The sequence below is a fragment of the Azospirillum soli genome (assembly GCF_017876165.1).
Classification (GTDB): domain Bacteria; phylum Pseudomonadota; class Alphaproteobacteria; order Azospirillales; family Azospirillaceae; genus Azospirillum; species Azospirillum soli.
The window spans coordinates 197,462-216,765 of sequence record NZ_JAGINQ010000011.1 but is presented as its reverse complement, the minus strand read 5'-3'; the positions used below and the strand labels follow the sequence as shown (position 1 = coordinate 216,765).

The following is a 19,304-nucleotide window of genomic DNA, read 5'->3' as shown; positions in this document are numbered from 1 at the left end:
AACACGGTATCAACTTGTCCAAGAAACCGCAGCGCCCGTTCGGAAGCCGCATCGGCCGACGTTCAGTCTCCGGTGAGGAGCGAAGCGCCGAGGCCGCGTTGTCTAGAAGCTTTGACGTTCGATGTCAAGCGGTCATTTCTTCCTGACCGCCGCCGTCTACTGTGTCTCGTCTTCCGTTTCCCTTGCGGCGTCGCCGTTTCGTTGGCGGCCACCGCGTCGGGAGGCGGTATATAGGCCGGTCGGCCGAGCCGCGCAACTCCTTTTTTTCGAAAGATGAACTTTTCCGGTCAGGGCTGCGCGGCGTCCGTCAGGTCATTTTCGCAAGTTCCGCGGCGCGGGCGGAACGGATGGCGGCGTGGTGATCCTTGGCGAGCACCGTGTAGACCGCCGGCAACACAAACAGCGTGAACAGCGTGCCGATCAGCATGCCGGCGACGATGACCAGACCGATGGAGAAGCGGCTGGCCGCACCGGCCCCCGACGCCGTCAGCAGCGGCACGAGGCCCACCACCATCGCCGCCGTGGTCATCAGGATGGGGCGCAGGCGCACGCGGGCCGCGTGCTCGATGGCGGTGCGGCGGTCCACCCCCTCGTTGATCTGCATCTCGCGGGCGAACTCCACCAGCAGGATGCCGTGCTTGCTGATCAGGCCGATCAGGGTGACGAGACCGACCTGGGTGTAGATGTTCATGGTCGACAGGCCGAAGAACAGCGGCAGCAGCGCGCCGCAGATGGACATCGGCACGGAGACCAGGATCACCAGCGGGTCGCGCAGGGATTCGAACTGCGCGGCCAGCACCAGATAGATCACGATCAGCGCGAAGACGAAGGTCACCAGCAGCTGGTTGCCTTCCGTCACGTACTGGCGCGATTCCGACAGGTAGGCGTGGTTGAAGCCGGCCGGCAGCTGGGTGCGCGCCTGCTCCTCCAGGAACTCCACCGCCTGCCCGATGGTGACGCCCGGCATCGGCACGGCGGAGAAGGTCGCCGAGGGAAGCTGGTTGTACTTGTTCAGCGCGTTCGGCTCCGTCGCCGTCTCGATGGACACAACGGTGGACAGCGGGATCTGCTCGCCGGTTCTGGTGGCGACGTAGAATTTGGCGAGATCCTCCGGGGTCAGGCGCTGGGACCGGGGCACCTGGGGAATGACCTCGTACGAACGGCCGTTCAGGTTGAAGCGGTTGACGTAGTTGCCGCCCGCCAGCACCGCTAGCGTGTCGCCGATGGACAGCATGGACAGGCCGAGGTCCGCCGCCTTGGAGCGGTCGATCTTTAGCCGGATCACCGGGCTGTCGTATTGCAGGTCGCTGTCGGTGACGATGAACATGCCGCTCTTCGTCGCCGCGTCCTTGATGCGCTCCATGGCGTCGTAGATCGTGCGGTAGTCGGCAGTGCTGGAGATCACCATCTGCACCGGCAGGCCGCCGGTCGATCCAGGCAGCGCCGGCGGCGACACCAGGAAGACGTTGATGCCCGTCACCTTGTTCAGCTCCGCCTGGGCCAGCGGTTGCAGGTCCTTGGCCGACCGCTCGCGCTCGTCCCACGGCTTCAGGATCATGCCGGCGAAGCCCTGGTTCAGGGTCGGCATGCCGGTCAGCACGAAGCGGGTGTCGGTCTCCGGGAAGGACTTGAAGGTCTCGTCGATCTGCTTTCCGAAGCTGTCGATGTAGTCGAGGTTGGCGTATTGCGGCGCCTTGGAGATGCCGAACAGGATGCCCTGGTCCTCCTCCGGCGCCAGCTCCGCCATGGTGTTGGCGAACAGGTAGCCGACGCTCAGCAGGATGCCGAAGGCGAACAGCAGGGTCGCGGCGCGGTAGTCCAGCATGCTGTCGAGGCGGCGGACGTACCAGCCGGCCAGCCGGTCGAAGGTGCGGTCGAGGAAGGCGGCGAAGCGTCCCTGGTGCCCGGTGTCGGTCAGGATAACCGAGCACATCATCGGCGACAGGGTCAGCGCCACGATGCCGGACACGATCACCGCCCCGGCCAGGGTGAAGGCGAATTCCCGGAACAGGGCGCCGGTCAGGCCGCCCAGGAAGCCGATGGGAGCGTAGACGGCGGCCAACGTGATGGTCATGGAGATGACCGGGCCGACGATCTCGCGCGCGCCGACGATGGCCGCCACGACGGGGGATTTTCCCTCCTCCAGATGCCGGTGGACGTTCTCCACCACCACGATGGCGTCATCGACGACGAGGCCGATGGCCAGCACCATCGCCAGCAGGGTCAGCAGATTCAGCGAAAAGCCCATCGCCAGCATGAAGGTGCAGGCGCCGATGATGGACAGCGGAATCGTCACCACCGGGATCAGCACCGACCGGAAGGACCCGAGGAACAGGAAGATCACCACGATGACGATGGCGACCGCCTCCAGCAGCGTCTTCACCACCTCGTCGATGGAGGACTGGATGAAGCGCGTGCTGTCGTAGACGATCTCCATCTGCATGCCGGGCGGCAGGTTGCGCCGCAGGTCCGGCTCCATCTTGCGGATGTCGGCGACGATGTTCAGCGGGTTGCCGGTCGGGGTGGCGTCCACGCCGATGAAGATGGCCTGCTGGCCGTTCATCGCGACGCTGGCGTTGAAGCTCTGGGCACCCAACTCGACGGTGGCGACGTCGCGCATGCGGACCAGAGCGCCATCCTTGGCCTTCACCACCATGTCGCGGAACTGCTCGACATCGGTTAGACCGGTGTTGGCGGTGACGTTGGTGACGACGAACACGCCCTTGGTCTGGCCGGGAGCCGACTGGTAGTTGTTCGCCGCAATGGCCGCCGACACGTCGCTGGGCGAAATGCCGCGCGCCGCCATCCGCACCGGGTCCAGCCACAGCCGCATGGCGAAGGTCTGGCCGCCCAGGATCTGCGCCCGCGCGACACCCTCGACCGTCGAGAGGTTCGGCTGGATGACGCGGGTTAGATAGTCGGAGATCGCCGCCCCGGACAGCTCCGGGCTGGAGAAGCCCATGTAGAGGATCGAGGTCGTCTCGCCGGTCGATTTCAGGATGACCGGGTCGTTGGCCTCGCGCGGGAGCTGGTACTTCACCTGCTGCACCTTCGCCATCACGTCGGTCATCGCGACGTTGGGGTCGAAGTTCAGCCGGATGTAGGCGGTCACGACACTCTGCCCCTGGGTCGAGGAGGAGGTCAGATAGTCGATGCCCTCCGCCGTCGCCACCGCCTGCTCGATGGGCGTTGCGATGAAGCCCTGCATCAGGTCGGGCGAGGCGCCGGGGTACGAGGTGGTGACGGTGATGACCGTGTTCTGCAACTGCGGATACTGCCGGATCGGCAGCTCCAGCAGTGCCCGCAGCCCGACCAGCAGGATCAGAAGGCTGACCACCACGGCCAGGATCGGCCGGCGGATGAAGATGTCGGTGAAGGTCATGACGCCGGCCTCAGTTCTGCGGCAGGGTTTGCGGCGGGGTCAGCGGGTTGTTTTCCGCCGGAACCACGGCCGCGCCGTTGGCCAGCTTCAACTGGCCGGACACCACCACGCGGTCGCCCGGGTTCAGCCCGCTGCGGATCTCGACGCGGTTCGGCAGCCGGTCGCCGACCTTGACCGGCACGCGCTGGACCACCAGCCGGTCGGTGCCGTCCTCGGCCTTTTCGTTCTTCGCGACGAAGACGCTGTCACCATAAACGGTGTAGTCCACGGCGGTTTCCGGCACGGTCAAGGCGTTGGGCTGCGGCGGCAGCACGACGCGCACGTTGGCGAACATGCCCGGACGCAGAACCCGCTCACGGTTGTCCAGCGTCGCCTGCACCTTGATGGCGCGGGTCTCGGCGCTGATCTGCGGTTCGATGGTGCCGATCGTCGCTTCGAAATCGCGGCCGGAGAAGGCGTCGGTGTTGATCAGCACCTTCTGCCCGACCGACAGCTGAGGCAGGGCCTGTTCCGGCAGCGTGAAGTTGACGTACAGCGTCGACAGGTCGGTCAGCGTCACGATGGCGGCGCCGGGGTTGACGTAGTCGCCGACGTTGATCTGCCGAATGCCAAGCTCGCCGTCAAACGGAGCCTTGATCAGCTTCTGCCCGATCAGGGCCTGGGTGCGCTTCTGGTTCGCGTTGATCTCGTCGAGTTGGGCTTGGTACTGGTCCACACTGCTCTGCGGCGTCGCTTGGCTGCGGCGCAGGTCGCGGGAACGTTCCAGATTCAGCTCCGCCAGACGGGCCTGGGCGCGCTGGGCCAGCAGGTCGGCCTGCTCGGTCGCGTCGTTCAGCTGCACCAGCGGGTCGCCGGCCTTCACCCGCGCGCCCGATTCGAAGGAGATCTGCGTGACGCGGCCGGCCACCTCCGGCGCGACCGTCACCTGACGGGACGCGGTCAGCGTGCCGATGGCGGTCAGGTACTTGGGCACCGACTGCACCGTCGCCTCGGCCAGCGCCACCGGGGTCGGCGGCGGCTTGTTGTTGGCGAAGAAATCGGAAATCGCTTTGGACCGGAAGCTGTTGAAGCCGTAGAGCGCGCCGCCGAGCAGGGCGAGGATCACGATGGTGACGATTAGGCGGATGACCAATCCCCGCCGGCTGGGCGGGCGGCGTTCCACCGGCGCAGCCGGCCCGGATCCATGAGCGGCCGCCGGATGGCCGAATGACGTTTCGGTCTTGGAATTGTTGTCCAGCATGACGGTCGGCTACTCCGGTTTTCGGCAATCGCGTTGTGGCGAATGGCGTGTCGATGGGGTCGAGTCAACGTGAAGGAAACGGCACATGGGGGAACCGCGTGGTCCCTTCCTGGGCGGCGATGGCCTCATCGCGCATCCCGAGGCCGCGTAGAATGAACCAGATGGCTTGACGCGCAAGATCCGGGCGGTCGCAGGAGTAGGTGACGAGCGAACGGCCGGACAGGCAGACCGACGCCATCATGGTGCAAAGGTGATCGGCCAGCCACATCCCGGTGCCCGCTTCGACGGGTCCGCCCGCGAGGTCGCCGCTGGCTTCTGCCGCCCGGATGGAGGCGGTGAAGGTCGGATGGAAGCGTTCGTGCAGTCCATCGTAGACGACGCGCATGAGGTCCCCGTCCTCCAGCAGCCCGTAAAGCGCAAGGCGATGGCGGGCCTGTTCTTCCGGGTCGGCGGGCACCTCCAGCACGAAGTACGAGACCAGCGCCTGGACGAGTTGCACCAATGTGGCGGTGGACGGCGGCAGCGCGAGGAGACGGGCGTATTCGGGGTCGCCGTCGATGCAGCCCAGGAAAATCGCCTCGTACAGCGAACTCTTGGATGGGAAATGCTTGAAGATCAGGGCCTCGGACACGCCCGCGGCCTGCGCGATCTCCCTGGTCGTGGTCGCGGCGAAGCCCTTGCGCGCGAACAGCGGCAACGCGGCGTCGAGGATGGCCCTTCGGCGGGTCGAACTGTCGAGACGGGGAGGCATGTACGCTGAACCGGCCTTCTATAAGTGAGCACTCACTTACCCACTCCCGGCTGAAATCTAGCGTTGGGGCGACCGCATGTCCATCAACTTTGTCACAGCGATTCCTGGGATGCCCCCTCCCCAGACATTCCACAAAGGCAACGCCTGGAAGACTCCGATCGGTGTCCCACATTCCTCTCCTGCGGAAGGCCGCCAGGACCGACCGCGCGGGACCAAACTTGGGGCAAGCGGCCCTTATGGCAAGCCCCGAAGCCGTGCTCGGTCTTTCTGCCAACCCGTCGGAAACGACAGCCCTCTGAACCGCCCGCCATGCGCCATGTCCCAAGATTGTCTCAGGCCAAGCTTCAGCTGCGCCTTTGCCCGACAGGCGCACTGTGTTATCCCCCCAAGCCTTCCGAAGGGGGCCACCATGCCACGCAGAATCAGCACCGTTCAACATCGTGAACCTGAAGCCCGGAACGACGACGCCCCGGATGCCGTCGACGTGCATGTCGGCGCGCGGGTCCGTCTGCGCCGCACGTTGCTGGGCCTCAGCCAGGCCGCCTTGGGAGAGGCGCTCGGCTTGACCTTCCAGCAGATCCAGAAATACGAACGGGGCGCCAACCGCATCTCGGCGTCACGGCTCTGGACCATGGCCGAGGTTCTGGACGTGCCGGTGAGCTTCTTCTTCGACGACATGCCCGGCAACCTGTTGCAAGCCCGCGGCCATCCGGGCGCCACCTCCGCCGATGCCCCAGGCGCGTCGGCTGACGACAGCGTGATGGCGAAGCGGGAAACCCTGGAACTCGTCCGCGCCTACTACCGCATCGCCAATCCCAAAGTGCGCCGGCAGACCTACGACCTGTTCAAGGCACTGGGAAACATGAGCGGAGAAGACGGCGCGGAGGCTTGACATGCCGGATCGGCGGAATCGTTCCGTGCTGGTGGTGGAGGACGACCCGCGTGTGCGCGAACTCGCGGTCGATCTGTTCGAGGAACTGGACTTCGCCGTCTACGATGTCTACAGCGGCGCCGAGGCCTTGCGCCTGCTCCGCGAACAGGCGCACATCCGCTGCGTCTTCGCCGATGTCCGCATGCCCGGCATGAACGGGACGGAACTGGCCCGCGAGATCACACGCCGGCGGCCCGACGTGAAGGTGGTGCTGACCTCCGGCTATGTGGACCGGGAGCAGGTCGCGGATTTTCCGTTCGTCCCCAAACCTTGGCGCCGGGAGGAAATCGCGGCGGCCTTCGGACAATAGTTCAAAGGGGCGGCGGCAGAGCGTGGCCGCTCGCGAATTTCGCGGCCACGCTCGGCCGAAGGTCAGGCAGCGTTGGCCTGATCCATGGCGACGACCTCCAAGGACGGACCGTCCAGTTCGAAATACTTTTTCTTGTCGGGATCCTCGGTGTCGCACTCGATGATCAGGCGGTACTTGTAGACGCCGGGTTCCAGATCGGGGCGCAGCATGCCGGCCCAGTAATAATAGACCGGCGTCCAGGGGCTGCGCATCGCGTCCGGCCCGCCGTAGACCTTCAGGTTGATGCAGAGCTGGTTGGAGCGTGCGGTGCCGTCGTCGTGCAGGAACACGATGTTGGAGATGCGGGCGAAGGGCGGCCATGTGCCGTCGGGACGCTTCTGCTGGTCCATGCAGTAGATCAGCCAGTTCAGCGCCTGCCCCTGCTGGCAATAGGTGCGCAGGTTCGACGTGCCCTTGTTGGTGCTGGAGCCGCTGTTGTCCACCAGAGCGGCGTTGTTCTCCAGCGTGTCGGTGCGCACGGCCCCGGCCACGTCGATGACGGTGACGATGTTCAGCTGGGTGGCCGCCAGCATGATCGCCGGATTGCGGTCGGCGCCGTGCGACGCGCGCGTGTGCTTCTTGGTCATGCTGCGGTCTCCGAAGTCTCCGAGGTCTCCTTGCTTGAACGCTGCACCCCGTTCGCGTCGATCAGGCGGGAGGTGCGGTCCGTGCTCACGGTCTTGGTCTTGGTCCCGAGCTCGAAGGTGAGGCCATAGGACAGGTCGCCCACCGGCTTCTTCACCACGCCGGTCCAGTAGGAGACGTTGGTCCCTGGATAGGTGTTCTTCGTCACCTCGACGAATTCGGCCGGCACATCGACCGCGCTCAGCGCGGCGTAGGCCTCGCATTCGATGGGCACCACCGACCAGATGATCTGGTCCCCCGGCGCCACGGCGGTGGCGAGATGGCTGGTGTTCTGGTCGCGCGAACCATGCAGCCGGTTGTTGTCGAACATGAAGAGATGCCCGGCCAACGTTTCCGTCTCCAGCACGCTGACGACGTCGACGACCAGGCGGATGGTGATCTGTCTCATAGCGCGCCTCCCGCATAGATCGAGGCCGCCGGCGCCATGGGCAGCAGGCCCGGAGCGACGCAGCCGGTGAAACCATTGACGTTCAGGGCCTTGATCACGGTGATCGAGGAGGTCTGGGTGAAGGTGCGCGGCACCCACAGGACGCGGCCCTTTTCCTCCACCGGCTCGTGCAGGACGACGTCCATGCTGTAGACGTGCCGCCCGACCTTGCTGGTGTCCACCGACGCGCTCCAGTACCAGCCCTCGGTGTAGACGTCGGGCGAGCCGTAGAGCGCCGGATACATCACGCCCTGGTCCACGGCCGGGCCGTAGATGTTGGTGACCACCGGCGGCAGGTTGCCGGCCGCGGCGAGGTCGAACTTGTCCACCGGGTCGCCGTGGCTGTTCATCACCGTGCCGTGCAGGGTCCGCACCTCGCCGTCGCGGTTGCGCACATGCAGGGACGGCGCGCGATGGCCGCCCTCGTGGTCGCCCAGCAGCTTGGCGATGGCGTTGGGCGTGCGCGCGGCCTTGACGGCGGTCAGCAGGCGGGCGTTGCTCTCCGCCGCGCGGTGGCGGTGGTGGAACGCGCGCGGCAGCGTGTTCGGCACGCCGGACACGCCGACGGTGATCCAGTTCAGCACGGCTTCCGCCGCCTGCGACCCGTCCGCGTTGTGCACGCCGATGACCTGGGTGGACAGCCCGCCCGACGTGCCGCCGGGAACGGCGAAGTTCTGCGTGTTGTCCACGACGTAGGCGTTGTTGTCGAGCGTGCCTTCGATCAGGGCCGCTTCGACGTCGATGATTGTGACGATGGAAATCTGCACCTTCGTCCCCTTCTCATAGCGATTCTGTGGAGGGCGAATCTGTGGAGGCGGGTCAGATGGCCGCGCCGGCTCCCTGCGCCGCGGAGGCGGCCTGGGCGGACACCTGGGCCGCCAGCGGCGGCGCATAGACCAGCGACGGTCCGTCGATGGTCAGCAGCCTCTTGATCGCCCCGCCGAAGCCGAGCGTCAGGCGGTAGGGATAGTCGGCGCCGGGGAGCAGCCCCCAGGGCACGTAGCCTTCCCAGCGCCGGGCCCATATGGGATCCTGGCGCGGCGGATCGGGAATCTGAACGCCATCGGACAGATCGGCCGGATGCGGGCCGAAGGTCAGGCTGTCCAGCCAGACCGGCGTCTGCACGTCGATGGGCGCCAGCGACCAGCGCACCAACTGGCCGGGATAGACGGGGCTGCGCAGCTGCGGCGTGCCCCGGCCGGCGCTGGTCACCGGACTGTCGTCGTACAGGAAGACGGCCGCCTCGACCGGGCTGTCGACCAGCAAGGCGATCACATCCACGAAGATTTGTATGTTCAAGACAGACATCGAGCCTCTCTTTGCCTGGACATCATGGTTCGTGACGGGTGTTGGGCGAGGAATTCTCAGACGCGGTCGATGACGAGCGGCACCTTGCCCACTTCGGTGCGGACGAGGTCGGGACCGCCGGGCTCCACGATGCGGATGCCGAAGTTGTAGCCGGACCGGCGCAGCACGGCCTCGTTCGCTTCCAGCCCGTTGAAGACCGACAGCGAGCGGATCAGCCCGGCCATGACCAGCGGCGCCGACCCCTCCGGACCAAGGCGAGCGGTCAGATGCGGGATCAGCATCTGCGCGCCCGGCACGCCGATCACCAGATGCAGCTCGCGGTTGGCGCGGTTGACCTGGAATTGCAGGTCCGTGGCGACCGCCTCGATGTCCAGCACCTGATGGCGGCGGAACTCCTCGATGATGCCGGCCAGCGCCTGCGGGGCGGCGTATTGGGAATCGCCGATGTGCATGAAGTCACCGCTGCGGCCGGCGTATTCGAACTGCATGGCGTTCAGGCCGCCGTCACGCCGGTCGGCCCGGCGGATCACCCGGTCGCCGACCTTGTAGCGCAGGCATGGCGCGGCGTTGCCGAACAGGCGGGTGACGACCAGCTCGCCCTCCTCCCCTTCCCTCACCCAGCGGCCGTCGGCGTCGACGATCTCCACCAGATGCAGGCCGGGAACGGTGGTCAGCAGCGGGCTGTCCGCGTCCAGCTGAAGGCCGATGGTCTCCGCCTGGGTGGCGGCGAAGTAGCTGAGGATCGACAGGTTCGGGTAGGCCGCCTTCAGGTCGGCGCGGACCTTCGGCGTCAGGACGCCGCTGCCGTACAGCGCGACGCGGAAGCTCTCCCGCGCGTCCTGCGACAGGCCGTCCGCGAAGCTGGCCAGCAGCGCGATGCTCTGCGTGATGCCCATGATGGCCTTGGGGCCGGGGTAGGACATCATCAGCTGGAACACGTCCTTGCTCATCGGGCCGGCGCCGATGTAGTTGACGCCGGGGATCTTCTGGAGCACCCCGCCGACCATGGTGCCGCTGCTCCACATCTGATAGTCGGCGAGCGTGGTCGCGACCCACTTGGCGCCGTTGCCCGGCAGGTGATGGGCCATCATGTGCCGGCCCATGAAGGCGCCGGCCCAGCCGTAGGTCTCCTGCAATTCGTCCAGCGGGTAGACGGTCTCCGACGGCTTGCCGGAGGAGGTGCCGCCGCTCGCCACGACCTCGAACCCGCAGCGGTCGATGGGCACCACCATGCCGGGGCGGGCCTCCGTGAACAACTCGCGGAAGGTGTCCTTGTCGGTGATCGGCAGGGCCTGGAAGGCTTCGAAGCTGTCCACCGGCGCGTCGCCGACCGCGCCGTCGATGCGGGCGCGCCACAGCGGGTTGACGCGCGCGATCTCCACCAGCTGGCGCAGGCGGCGCTGCACCAGGGCGTCCTGCACGTCCGACGGTATTTCGTCCACCGTGCGGCCGAGCCGCTTTTCCGCGTCCCGCAGCACCGACAGGAAGGACGGCAGCGCCAGCACGTCATCGACGCCGCGGGGCTGCATCACCGCGTCCGGCATGACCGAAAGGGCAAGCTCCTGCCCGGAAAGATTTGCGTCCGCCTGCTGCGTCAGCATGTTTTTTCCACCGTCCAAATATGAGGCTTGTTGTCGTTGCGCGTGCTCTCACCGGCCCAGTCGCGGCGTATCTCGCGGGCGTGCCGGCGGATTTCGTTGGTCAGGGCGTCGATGTCGGACAGGCCGATCTGATGGTTCATCATCACGATCCGCAGGACCGTCGAACCGTCCAGCTCCACCTTGGAGATGAAGTAGCGCCCCTCCGCCCGGATGCGGTCGCGCAACGCCAGCTGCAAGGCGCTGAGCTGCGATTCCGGCAGCCCGGCGGGCCGGTGCACGAAGCACAGGATGTTGGATTCCGGCTGGTGCAGAACCTCGAAATCCGGCTGGGCGGCCAGATGGTCGTGCGCCTGCCGGGTCAGATCGACCAAAAAGTCCAGCTTCTGTTCGAAGAAGCGTCGGCCGAACAGCGCCCAGACCAGCCACAAATTCAGGATGGCCGGACGCTTGGTGCATTCGAAGTTCTTGATGCCGCTCTGGAAACGGCTCATCTCGTCCTCGACGGGGTCGAAGACATAGCTGTGCTTTTCCGGGAAGGCGGCGCTGGCCGCCTCGGGGTCGCGGTAGAACAGCAAGGTGCACAGCGCCGGCACGAACAGGGTCTTGTGCGCGTCCAGGCAGAAGGAGTCCGCCAGCTCCAACCCCTTCAGGCGCGGGCGCAGACGGTCGGAGACGAGCAGCGCACCGTTGTGCGCGGCGTCCACGTGGAACCACGCGTCGCGCCTGCGCGCCTCGGCCGCGAGGTCCTCCAGCGGGTCGATGGCGCCGACGGAGGTGGTGCCGGCCGCGCCGACGATGCAGAACACATCGAGCCCGCGCGCCTTCGCCTCGTCCAGCGCCGCCACTGCGCCGTCGATGTCGATCTGCCGGCGGTCGTTCAGCGGCATGCGGACCACCTGATCGACGCCCAACCCCAGGATCCCGGCGAGCCGGCTGACCGAATAGTGCGATTCCGCGCCGAAGGCGATGGCCGGCCGGCCCCGCCCACGGCCCATGGCGCTCACGCCGTCGGTCCAGCTGTTGCCCAGCTTGCGGTTGCGGGCCACCAGCACGGCGGTCATGTTGGCGAGCGACGCGCCGGAGGTGGTCACCATGTCGAACCGGCCGGGCTCCCACCCCAGCAGGCGACCGAACTCCTCCGCGATGAGCTTGTCGGCGACGTTCGCCAACTGCCCGGCCTCATAATAGGAGGCGGGCTGCGGCGCCATGGCGCTGACCATGTCGAAGACGGCTGACACCGGCACGACGGAGGAGAACTGCCGGGCCATGTAGCCCCGCGAATTCACCTTGATGCCCGTGCGGATGTAGAGGTCGAGGATGTCGGCGAAGCGCCTGGTGTCGAAGCTGTCCTTCGGCCCGACCATCAGCGCCCGCGCGGCGGCCAGCAAGCTGTTCGGCCTTTCCAGGACGACACCCTGGATCTCGTCGCTTTCCAGCAACTCGGAAAGCTTGCCGGCGGCGATGTCGACCGCCGTGTTGAAGCTCGCCACGTCAAAGGCATTCATGAACTCTTCAGCGGGTGAGGAATTCACCGCGCCGATTGACAAAGGGCGAGGCCGCTTTGATAAGGAAGAAGTATACATAAGTATTATTCCTAACTCATGACGAGCCATTGGCGTGGACCATATGACACGTCGAAACATGACTCAAGCTTACGAGAATTTGCGGTTGCATATGTATTTTAAAACAGCGCTATTGGCCGCAATATACAAGGCCCTTAATATATTTTATGCTATTTTGAAAAAACTGAAACACCAACACGCCTCTACAACACTCATAGGTATTATCCCATGGCGAATCGCAGTTTTCGTTATTTTCGCGAGAGATAATTATATGAGCTAATCAATCGCGACATACGGTCGCAATTACTTTGATTTCATTCGTATGGGTGGGCGTCCGGATCGTGCTGGACCGGAAAATCTAAGAACGCGGATTGCCCGTGCTTATGAAGATGCGCGCGGTGTTTGCAGCGATGCGCGACACCCGGCACAGACGACGCCGGGCGATGTCGCGGGATCTTCGAACGGCAGGCTCCGCCCCAAGTCTCAAGCGAGGCCCAAAACCGATCGACGGCCGCATCGGCGGCCGAACGACCATGAGGACCTCGCGGAATTGATCAAGTCCAAACGCCTCCAGAGGCGCACCCGGCCGTGCCGCGCGCAGGCGTGAGGCCGGGCTTCCTCGACCATCGGCGTGTCGAAATCGCAGCTTACCGCGGCTTACGCGCCGCTCACCGGCTTGCCGGTCACGCCCCAGCTTTCGGTGAAGTCGCGCACGCCGGGAATGGTCGCCATGTGGGCGTCCTTCACATAGACGTACTGCTTGGGACCAAGCTGGTATTCGGTCATGGTGATGCCCTTGGCGCGGCAGCGCTTGACCTCCTCCGGCCGGACGGGGCGGTCGGACACGACCATGTCCGGGTGTTCCAGTCCCACCCCGGCGCAGAAAGTCCGGAAGCCGGGGCCGGTGCCCTCGGCAACGAGGCGCGGCTTGGTGTCGGCCGAACCACCGAAGCGTTCGGATGCCGTGCGGATCGGACCTTCGCCGGACGGGCTGCCGACGATCCAGATGCCGCGTTCCTCCGGCGGGGGCTTCGGAAGGGAGGGGGGCGGCAACCCGGCGGCTGTCCGGCGCGGCGGTTCGAAGCCTGGGAACTGGCACCCGGCCAGCGCGACAGCCAGGGCGAACAAAGCCACCCGCCCCCTCATCACCCGTTTAAACATTCATTCTTCCTTATTCCGTTGCGTCGCGACCCGCATGAAACGCTCAAACCGGCCGAACGGATCCGAGATAGGCGGCAAGAGCGGCTTCCAAAAGGCGCGGAGTGACCGGCTTATGGATCAATCCCAACCCGTGCTGCGTAGCGTCGCGCTGCGGTTCCGGCCCGATCTCGCCGGTGATGATGACGCCCGGAATGGGCTTGCCGAACATCTCGCGGACGCCCACCACCGCCTCCGTCCCCACACGGCCCTGACGGAGACGGTAATCGACCAGCACGATGTCCGGCGCCCGTTCCGCGGCGCGCAAACGGGCCAGCGCCTGATCGGTGCTGCCGGCGGTCAGCACGTCGAACTCCCATTCGCGCAGCATGGTCGCCAACCCCATCATGACGATGGCGTCGTCCTCCACCACGACGGCAAAGCGCCGGTCCGGCGCCTCCTCCTCCACGACGGCCGGGGGCGGGACAGGCCGTGGCGAGGCCGCCGGTTCGCGGTGGCGCACCAGCGGCACGACGATGGAGAAGACCGACCCGCGCCCCGGATGGGAGGCGACCTCCACCGGATGGTCAAGCAGCCGCGACAGCCGCCGCACGATGGCAAGCCCCAGCCCAAGTCCCTGGTCGCGGTCCCGTTCCGGATTGCCGACCTGATGGAACTCCTCGAAGATGCGGCCCTGCTGTTCGGCGGCGATGCCGATGCCGGTGTCGTGCACCTCGATGCGCAGACGCGTCCCCTGCTGGATGCATTCGACGCGGATCCGGCCCTGTTCGGTGTAGCGGACGGCGTTCTCCACCAGATTGCGCAGCATTCGGCCGAGCAGGACGCGGTCGCTGCGCACGATGCCAGTGCAGGGAATGGCCTGCCACGTCAGCCCCTTCGCCTCGGCGACGGGCGCGTAGGAGGCGGTCAGCTCCCCGATCAGGTCGGCGGCGGCGAATTCCTCCAGCTGCGGCGCGACGATGCCGGCGTCCAAGCGGGAAACGTCGAGCAGGCTGTCCAGCAGGTCTTTCAGCGTGTCCAGCCCCTGCTGCAACCGGTCGAGGACGTGACGCCCCTGCGCATCCCGCACGTGGGCGCGCAACGCGCCGGCGAACAGCAGGATCGACTGCATCGGCTGGCGCAGGTCGTGGCTGGCGGCGGCGAGGAAGCGGCCCTTGGAGCGGTCGGCCTCCTCCGCAACCTGCTGAGCGCGGCGGATATCGTGCACGTCGACCGCCGTGCCGATCCAGGCGACGATCCGCCCGTCCTCGCGCATCGGGACCACCCGGCCGAGATGCCAGCGCCATTCCCCATCGGCGCGCAGCACCCGCATTTCATACTGGTACGGCTCCCCCACGACGATGGCGCGCTCACGGGATTCCCGAATGCGTTGACGGTCGTCCGGATGAACTTCGTCCCAGCGGGTCTCCTCGCTCGTTCCCCGGCCGGTGTAGGACCGCCACGCGGCGTTGAAGAAGGCGATGGAGCCATCCGGACGGTTGATCCACATGAGCTGCGGAGCATGGTCGATCAGCGACCGGAAGCGCGCCTCGCTGGCCCGCAGCGCTTCCTCGGCGCGTTTGCGTTCGGTGATGTCGCGCGCCACGCCGGTTACCCCGATGATCGCGCCATGTGCGTTGCGCAGCGGCACGATGGCGATCATCAGGACACGGGTCCCGAGGCTTCCCGGAAACGGCAATTCCTCCTCGGCCGTCTCCTCTTGCCCGCTCTCCATGACGCGGTCACACATCGCGTTGAGCCGGTCGCTGTGGGGCGGCGGGAACAGGTCGTCATCGCACAGCCCCACGATCTCCTCCCGCCTGCGTCCGAACAGGCGCGCCAGGGCGGAGTTCACCAGCGTGAAGCAGTTCTTGTGATCCTTGGCGAAGATCGGGTCGTTGGCGCTTTCCAGGATGCCGTCCAGAAGGGCGAGGCTCTGCCTCAACTGCCCCTCGACATCCTTGCCGAACTGCTGCGCCCGGCGGCCCTCCAGCTCGTCCATCGCGATGCAGGCGAATTCCTGGAGATCCTCCGCGTCCTCAGGGCCGAAGTCGGGGTGCGGCTTGGTGTCGATGATGCAGAAGGTGCCGATCAGCAGCCCATCTGGCGTCTTCAGCGGCGCACCCGCGTAAAAGCGCAGGTGCGGCGGACCGACCACCAACTCGCTGTCGGCGAAACGCTCGTCCTCCAGCAGGTCGGGGACCACCATCACCCGATCCTCCAGGATCGTGTAGGAGCAGAAGGACAGTCGTCGCTCGACGAAGGTCTCCTCCAGCCCGTAGCGGGCCTTGCACCACTGGCGCGTCTCGTCGATCAGGTTGACCAGCGCGATCGGCACGCCGAAATGCCGGGAGCCCAACCGCGCCAGGCGGTCAAACATGGGCTCCGGCGGCGTGTCGAGGATGCCATAGGCTTTGAGCCTGTCGATGCGGGCAGGCTCGTTCAACGGCCATGGCGGCAGGATGCTGTTCAATGCGGCCCCGTCCTCAGCAAACGACAGGAAACACTATAACAACAATATGACACGGCTGAGTGCGCCCATTTCGGGGCGCAAGGGGGCCTTTACTGAACTATCGGTTCTGTTGATAGCCTTGGTGGGTGGCGTTCTGTTTGGTGTTTCCTTGCTGGCCCTGCTTATCCGGATTATCGGGGGCCGGACGGTTGTTCGCGGCCTGGTCGTCGCGGGCCACCTGCGGGCCGCCTCCCGGTCCCTTGTCGCTGCGGCCTTCCGGCGGCACGGGCGGCATGGATTTGGACATTAAGCGCTCCTTCCATGGTTGCGGTCGTCCTCCCCCAACATGCGGGTGGCACCCCGGTTCCGCCCCAATGATCGTGTCCTGAGGAATGGTGTGGCTGGCCACAAAGTGCTCGACGATGGCCTCGACCTCCCGTCCCGCTTGGCAGGGGCCGGCCGGACGCGCCGCCGCTCATTCCCATATCCCACCGCTCATTTTGCTATCCGACCGCTCCGAGGATGGGCCAACAACGCCCGGAGCGATGCCGATACGGTGCCTCCAGACCAACGCAACGCAGACCCGCCGCGATGGCGTTTCCATCCTCCAGTGAGGGCCTGCAGGAGGCATTTCCATGGTTAGCGTTTCCACCGAAACCACCAGGCTTGGCAATCCACCGATCCCCTGGAGCATGCACGACACCACCTGGATGCTGGGCCTGTTCGGCACGGCGATCGGCGCGGGCGTCCTGTTCCTGCCCATCAACGCGGGCCTTGGCGGGTTCTGGCCGCTGGCGGTGATGGCGCTCCTCGCGTTCCCCATGACCTATCTGGCCCACCGGGGCCTGTGCCGCTTCATCCTGTCGTCCTCCAAGCCCGGCAGCGACATCACCGAGGTGGTGGAAGAGCATTTCGGCGCCACGGCGGGCAAGCTGATCACGCTGCTCTACTTCTTCACCATCCTGCCGATCCTGCTGATCTACGGCGTCGGTCTGACCAACACCGTGCAGAGCTTCATGCTCAATCAGCTCGGCATGACGCCGCCACCGCGCATCCTGCTGTCGCTCGGGCTGATCCTCGGCCTGATGGCGGTCATCAAGCTCGGCGAGCAGATGGTCGTGAAGGTCATGAGCTGGCTCGTCTACCCGTTCGTCCTGGTCCTGCTGGGCATCGCCGTGTACCTGCTGCCGGGCTGGAACACCGCCGTCATGAACGAGGTCCCGACCGTCGGCGGCTTCAGCCTGACCCTGTGGCTCAGCATCCCGGCCCTGGTCTTCTCGTTCAACCATTCGCCGGCCATCTCCCGCTTCGTCGTCGCCCAGCAGCAGAAGTACGGCGTGGAAGCCGAAAGCCGGGCCGAGCGGATCGAGAAGTATGCGGCCGTGATGATGGTCCTGGTCGTCATGTTCTTCGTCTTCAGCTGCGTGTTCAGCCTGACCCCGGCCGACCTGGCCGCCGCCAAGCAGCAGAACGTCTCGATCCTGTCCTACCTGGCCAACAAGGCCGACACCCCCTTCATGGCCTTCCTGACGCCGGCCGTCGCCTTCGTCGCCATCACCAAGTCGTTCTTCGGCCACTATCTCGGCGCCCGTGAAGGCCTGAACGGCCTGATCGCCCAGCACCTGCGCGGCCAGGGCAAGGCCGTCAACATGAAGGCGATCAACAGCTTCAGCGCCCTGTTCATGGTTGCCGCGGTGTGGGTCGCCGCCACGCTGAACCCGAGCATCCTGGGCATGATCGAATCGCTGTGCGGCCCGATCATCGCGGCTCTGCTCTTCATCATGCCGATGTACGCGATCCGCAAGGTTCCGGCCATGCGCAAGTACGCCGGCCAGCCGGGCAACGTGGTGGTCCTCTTCATCGGCGCGGTCGCCATGTCCGCCATCGTCTACTCCCTGCTCAGCCTCTGACCCCCCAGGCTCCGTGCCGCCGTCCCCAGCGACGGCGGCACGGAGCTTCCTCGTCCACCGTGTGTGTTCAGGAAGGACCAAGTCATGATCAGCATGTTCGACCTCTACAAAATCGGCATCGGCCCCTCCAGCTCGCACACCGTGGGTCCGATGCGGGCCGGCAAGCAGTTCGTGGACGAGCTGCGGACCGGCGGCCGGCTCACCGAAACGACGCGCGTGCAGGTCGATGTCTACGGCTCTCTGGCGCTGACCGGGAAGGGGCACCACACCGACGTCGCGCTCATCCTCGGGCTGGCCGGCAACCTGCCGGACACGGTCGCGATCGACACCATCGCCGGCTTCATCCAGCGGGTGCGCGCCGCCGAGAGCCTGCCGCTGGGGTCCGAAGGGCACGCGGTTGCCTTCCCGGCCACCGCCCTGGTCTTCCACCGCTCCAACCTGCCCAAGCATGAGAACGGCCTGACCATCGAGGCCTTCGCGGGCGACCGCTCGCTGCTGCGCAAGGTCTACTACTCCATCGGCGGCGGCTTCGTCGTCGACGAGGAGCATTTCGGCGGCGGCGACGACGACACGGTCGAGCTTCCCTATCCCTACGCCTCGGCCGCCGACCTGCTGCGGCATTGCCGGACCTCCGGCCTCTCCTTCTCGGGCCTGATCCTGGAGAACGAGCTTCGCCTGCACAGCCGGGAGGAGATCCGCGACTACTTCGCCACGATCTGGCAGACCATGCGGGCCTGCATGGACCGCGGCATGAGCACCGAAGGCGTGCTGCCCGGCCCGATGCGGGTGCCGCGCCGCGCCGCCGCGCTGCGCCGCCAGCTGGCGACGTCGGAAACGCTGTCGCGCGACCCGATGAACGTCGTCGACTGGGTCAACATGTTCGCCTTCGCGGTGAACGAGGAGAACGCGTCGGGCGGGCGCGTGGTGACCGCGCCGACCAACGGGGCCTGCGGCATCGTGCCGGCGGTGCTCGCCTACTACCACAACTTCATCAAGCCGCTGGACGACGAGGCCTGCACCCGCTTCTTCCTCGCCTCGGCGGCGATCGGCGCGCTGTACAAGATGAACGCCTCCATCTCCGGCGCCGAGGTGGGCTGCCAGGGCGAGGTGGGCGTGGCCTGCTCGATGGCGGCCGGCGGGCTCGCCGACCTGATGGGCGGCAGCCCGGAACAGGTCTGCATGGCCGCCGAAATCGCCATGGAGCACAACCTCGGCCTGACCTGCGATCCGGTCGGCGGACAGGTGCAGATCCCCTGCATCGAGCGCAACGCCATGGGCGCCATGAAGGCGATCAACGCGACCCGCATGGCGCTGCACCGCATCAGCGAACCGCTGGTCTCGCTCGACAAGGTGATCGAGACGATGTTCGACACCGGCAAGGACATGGACCCGAAATACCGTGAAACCTCCTGCGGCGGTCTTGCCACCAAGATCGTTCCGGCCACGCCGCCGGCGGGGCCTGAGAACATCCACTGGGCGGCTTAGAAGGGGGTATCCCCCTTTCCTTCCAGCGGAAAAGGAGTATCTACGAGCGCGGCGGCCGCATCACAGCGGCCGCCGCGTTGTCGTGCTTGAGGTGAACGCCTCCCACGGCCGGAGCATGAGAAGG

At 66.2% G+C, this 19,304-nt stretch carries 16 protein-coding genes; 4 read left to right on the top strand and 12 right to left on the bottom strand.

Annotation, left to right across the window (positions count from 1 at the left end; genetic code table 11):
- Nucleotides 1–307 precede the first annotated feature (307 nt).
- The 3 genes from J2852_RS18490 to J2852_RS18480 all read right to left on the bottom strand — a co-directional run bounded on the left by J2852_RS18490 (nt 308) and on the right by J2852_RS18480 (nt 5,373).
- Nucleotides 308–3,382, bottom strand: coding sequence for a MexW/MexI family multidrug efflux RND transporter permease subunit (locus J2852_RS18490; RefSeq protein WP_209878212.1), 3,075 nt, complete (start codon nt 3,380–3,382; stop codon nt 308–310).
- A 10-nt stretch (nt 3,383–3,392) separates the two neighbouring features.
- Nucleotides 3,393–4,622 carry an efflux RND transporter periplasmic adaptor subunit gene (locus J2852_RS18485; protein WP_209878210.1) on the bottom strand — a complete coding sequence of 410 codons (1,230 nt, stop codon included), beginning with the start codon at nt 4,620–4,622 and terminating at the stop codon, nt 3,393–3,395.
- Nucleotides 4,623–4,686: 64 nt separating this feature from the next.
- Nucleotides 4,687–5,373 carry a TetR/AcrR family transcriptional regulator gene (locus J2852_RS18480; RefSeq protein ID WP_209878208.1) on the bottom strand — a complete coding sequence of 229 codons (687 nt, stop codon included), beginning with the start codon at nt 5,371–5,373 and terminating at the stop codon, nt 4,687–4,689.
- Nucleotides 5,374–5,782: 409 nt separating this feature from the next.
- On the opposite strand from J2852_RS18480, the gene J2852_RS18475 reads away from it, so the two are divergent.
- Complete coding sequence (locus tag J2852_RS18475) at nt 5,783–6,265, top strand: helix-turn-helix domain-containing protein (protein ID WP_209878206.1); 483 nt, start codon at nt 5,783–5,785, stop codon at nt 6,263–6,265.
- Nucleotide 6,266: 1 nt separating this feature from the next.
- Complete coding sequence (locus J2852_RS18470) at nt 6,267–6,614, top strand: response regulator (protein WP_209878204.1); 348 nt, start codon at nt 6,267–6,269, stop codon at nt 6,612–6,614.
- A gap of 62 nt (nt 6,615–6,676) precedes the next feature.
- Here the strand turns inward: J2852_RS18470 and J2852_RS18465 are convergent, their stop codons facing one another.
- The 9 genes from J2852_RS18465 to J2852_RS18425 form a co-directional block, all read right to left on the bottom strand.
- Nucleotides 6,677–7,240, bottom strand: coding sequence for a hypothetical protein (locus J2852_RS18465; RefSeq protein ID WP_209878202.1), 564 nt, complete (start codon nt 7,238–7,240; stop codon nt 6,677–6,679).
- Nucleotides 7,237–7,686, bottom strand: a complete 450-nt coding sequence (locus tag J2852_RS18460) for a hypothetical protein (protein ID WP_209878200.1) — start codon at nt 7,684–7,686, stop codon at nt 7,237–7,239. The genes J2852_RS18465 and J2852_RS18460 overlap by 4 nt, the downstream gene beginning before the upstream one ends.
- Nucleotides 7,683–8,492 carry a hypothetical protein gene (locus J2852_RS18455; protein ID WP_209878198.1) on the bottom strand — a complete coding sequence of 270 codons (810 nt, stop codon included), beginning with the start codon at nt 8,490–8,492 and terminating at the stop codon, nt 7,683–7,685. Before J2852_RS18455 ends, J2852_RS18460 begins: the two co-directional genes overlap by 4 nt.
- A 52-nt stretch (nt 8,493–8,544) precedes the next feature.
- Nucleotides 8,545–9,033, bottom strand: coding sequence for a hypothetical protein (locus J2852_RS18450; RefSeq protein WP_209878196.1), 489 nt, complete (start codon nt 9,031–9,033; stop codon nt 8,545–8,547).
- Nucleotides 9,034–9,089: 56 nt separating this feature from the next.
- The gene (locus J2852_RS18445) at nt 9,090–10,634 is read right to left on the bottom strand and encodes a phenylacetate--CoA ligase family protein (RefSeq protein WP_209878194.1); all 1,545 of its coding nucleotides are present in this window, start codon (nt 10,632–10,634) and stop codon (nt 9,090–9,092) included.
- On the bottom strand, nt 10,628–12,139 hold the full coding sequence (locus J2852_RS18440) for a pyridoxal phosphate-dependent decarboxylase family protein (protein WP_209878192.1): 1,512 nt from the start codon (nt 12,137–12,139) through the stop codon (nt 10,628–10,630). Before J2852_RS18440 ends, J2852_RS18445 begins: the two co-directional genes overlap by 7 nt.
- 714 nt (nt 12,140–12,853) lie before the next feature.
- On the bottom strand, nt 12,854–13,330 hold the full coding sequence (locus J2852_RS18435; RefSeq protein ID WP_343206778.1) for a type 2 periplasmic-binding domain-containing protein: 477 nt from the start codon (nt 13,328–13,330) through the stop codon (nt 12,854–12,856).
- 70 nt (nt 13,331–13,400) lie between these two features.
- Nucleotides 13,401–15,806 carry a hybrid sensor histidine kinase/response regulator gene (locus tag J2852_RS18430; RefSeq protein WP_209878188.1) on the bottom strand — a complete coding sequence of 802 codons (2,406 nt, stop codon included), beginning with the start codon at nt 15,804–15,806 and terminating at the stop codon, nt 13,401–13,403.
- Nucleotides 15,807–15,903: 97 nt separating this feature from the next.
- Nucleotides 15,904–16,092, bottom strand: coding sequence for a hypothetical protein (locus J2852_RS18425; RefSeq protein WP_209878186.1), 189 nt, complete (start codon nt 16,090–16,092; stop codon nt 15,904–15,906).
- A gap of 328 nt (nt 16,093–16,420) precedes the next feature.
- On the opposite strand from J2852_RS18425, the gene J2852_RS18420 reads away from it, so the two are divergent.
- Nucleotides 16,421–17,695, top strand: coding sequence for a serine/threonine transporter (locus J2852_RS18420; protein ID WP_209878184.1), 1,275 nt, complete (start codon nt 16,421–16,423; stop codon nt 17,693–17,695).
- Between the two features lie 84 nt (nt 17,696–17,779).
- Complete coding sequence (locus tag J2852_RS18415; protein WP_209878182.1) at nt 17,780–19,180, top strand: L-serine ammonia-lyase; 1,401 nt, start codon at nt 17,780–17,782, stop codon at nt 19,178–19,180.
- Nucleotides 19,181–19,304 lie beyond the last annotated feature (124 nt).

Coding starts and splice junctions, on each gene's coding strand:
- J2852_RS18420 (WP_209878184.1), top strand. CDS start 16,421: ATGGTTAGCGTTTCCACCGAAACCACCAGGCTTGGCAATCCACCGATC.
- J2852_RS18480 (WP_209878208.1), bottom strand. CDS start 5,373: ATGCCTCCCCGTCTCGACAGTTCGACCCGCCGAAGGGCCATCCTCGAC.
- J2852_RS18475 (WP_209878206.1), top strand. CDS start 5,783: ATGCCACGCAGAATCAGCACCGTTCAACATCGTGAACCTGAAGCCCGG.
- J2852_RS18485 (WP_209878210.1), bottom strand. CDS start 4,622: ATGCTGGACAACAATTCCAAGACCGAAACGTCATTCGGCCATCCGGCG.
- J2852_RS18450 (WP_209878196.1), bottom strand. CDS start 9,033: ATGTCTGTCTTGAACATACAAATCTTCGTGGATGTGATCGCCTTGCTG.
- J2852_RS18490 (WP_209878212.1), bottom strand. CDS start 3,382: ATGACCTTCACCGACATCTTCATCCGCCGGCCGATCCTGGCCGTGGTG.
- J2852_RS18445 (WP_209878194.1), bottom strand. CDS start 10,634: ATGCTGACGCAGCAGGCGGACGCAAATCTTTCCGGGCAGGAGCTTGCC.
- J2852_RS18425 (WP_209878186.1), bottom strand. CDS start 16,092: ATGTCCAAATCCATGCCGCCCGTGCCGCCGGAAGGCCGCAGCGACAAG.
- J2852_RS18465 (WP_209878202.1), bottom strand. CDS start 7,240: ATGACCAAGAAGCACACGCGCGCGTCGCACGGCGCCGACCGCAATCCG.
- J2852_RS18460 (WP_209878200.1), bottom strand. CDS start 7,686: ATGAGACAGATCACCATCCGCCTGGTCGTCGACGTCGTCAGCGTGCTG.
- J2852_RS18470 (WP_209878204.1), top strand. CDS start 6,267: ATGCCGGATCGGCGGAATCGTTCCGTGCTGGTGGTGGAGGACGACCCG.
- J2852_RS18440 (WP_209878192.1), bottom strand. CDS start 12,139: ATGAATGCCTTTGACGTGGCGAGCTTCAACACGGCGGTCGACATCGCC.
- J2852_RS18415 (WP_209878182.1), top strand. CDS start 17,780: ATGATCAGCATGTTCGACCTCTACAAAATCGGCATCGGCCCCTCCAGC.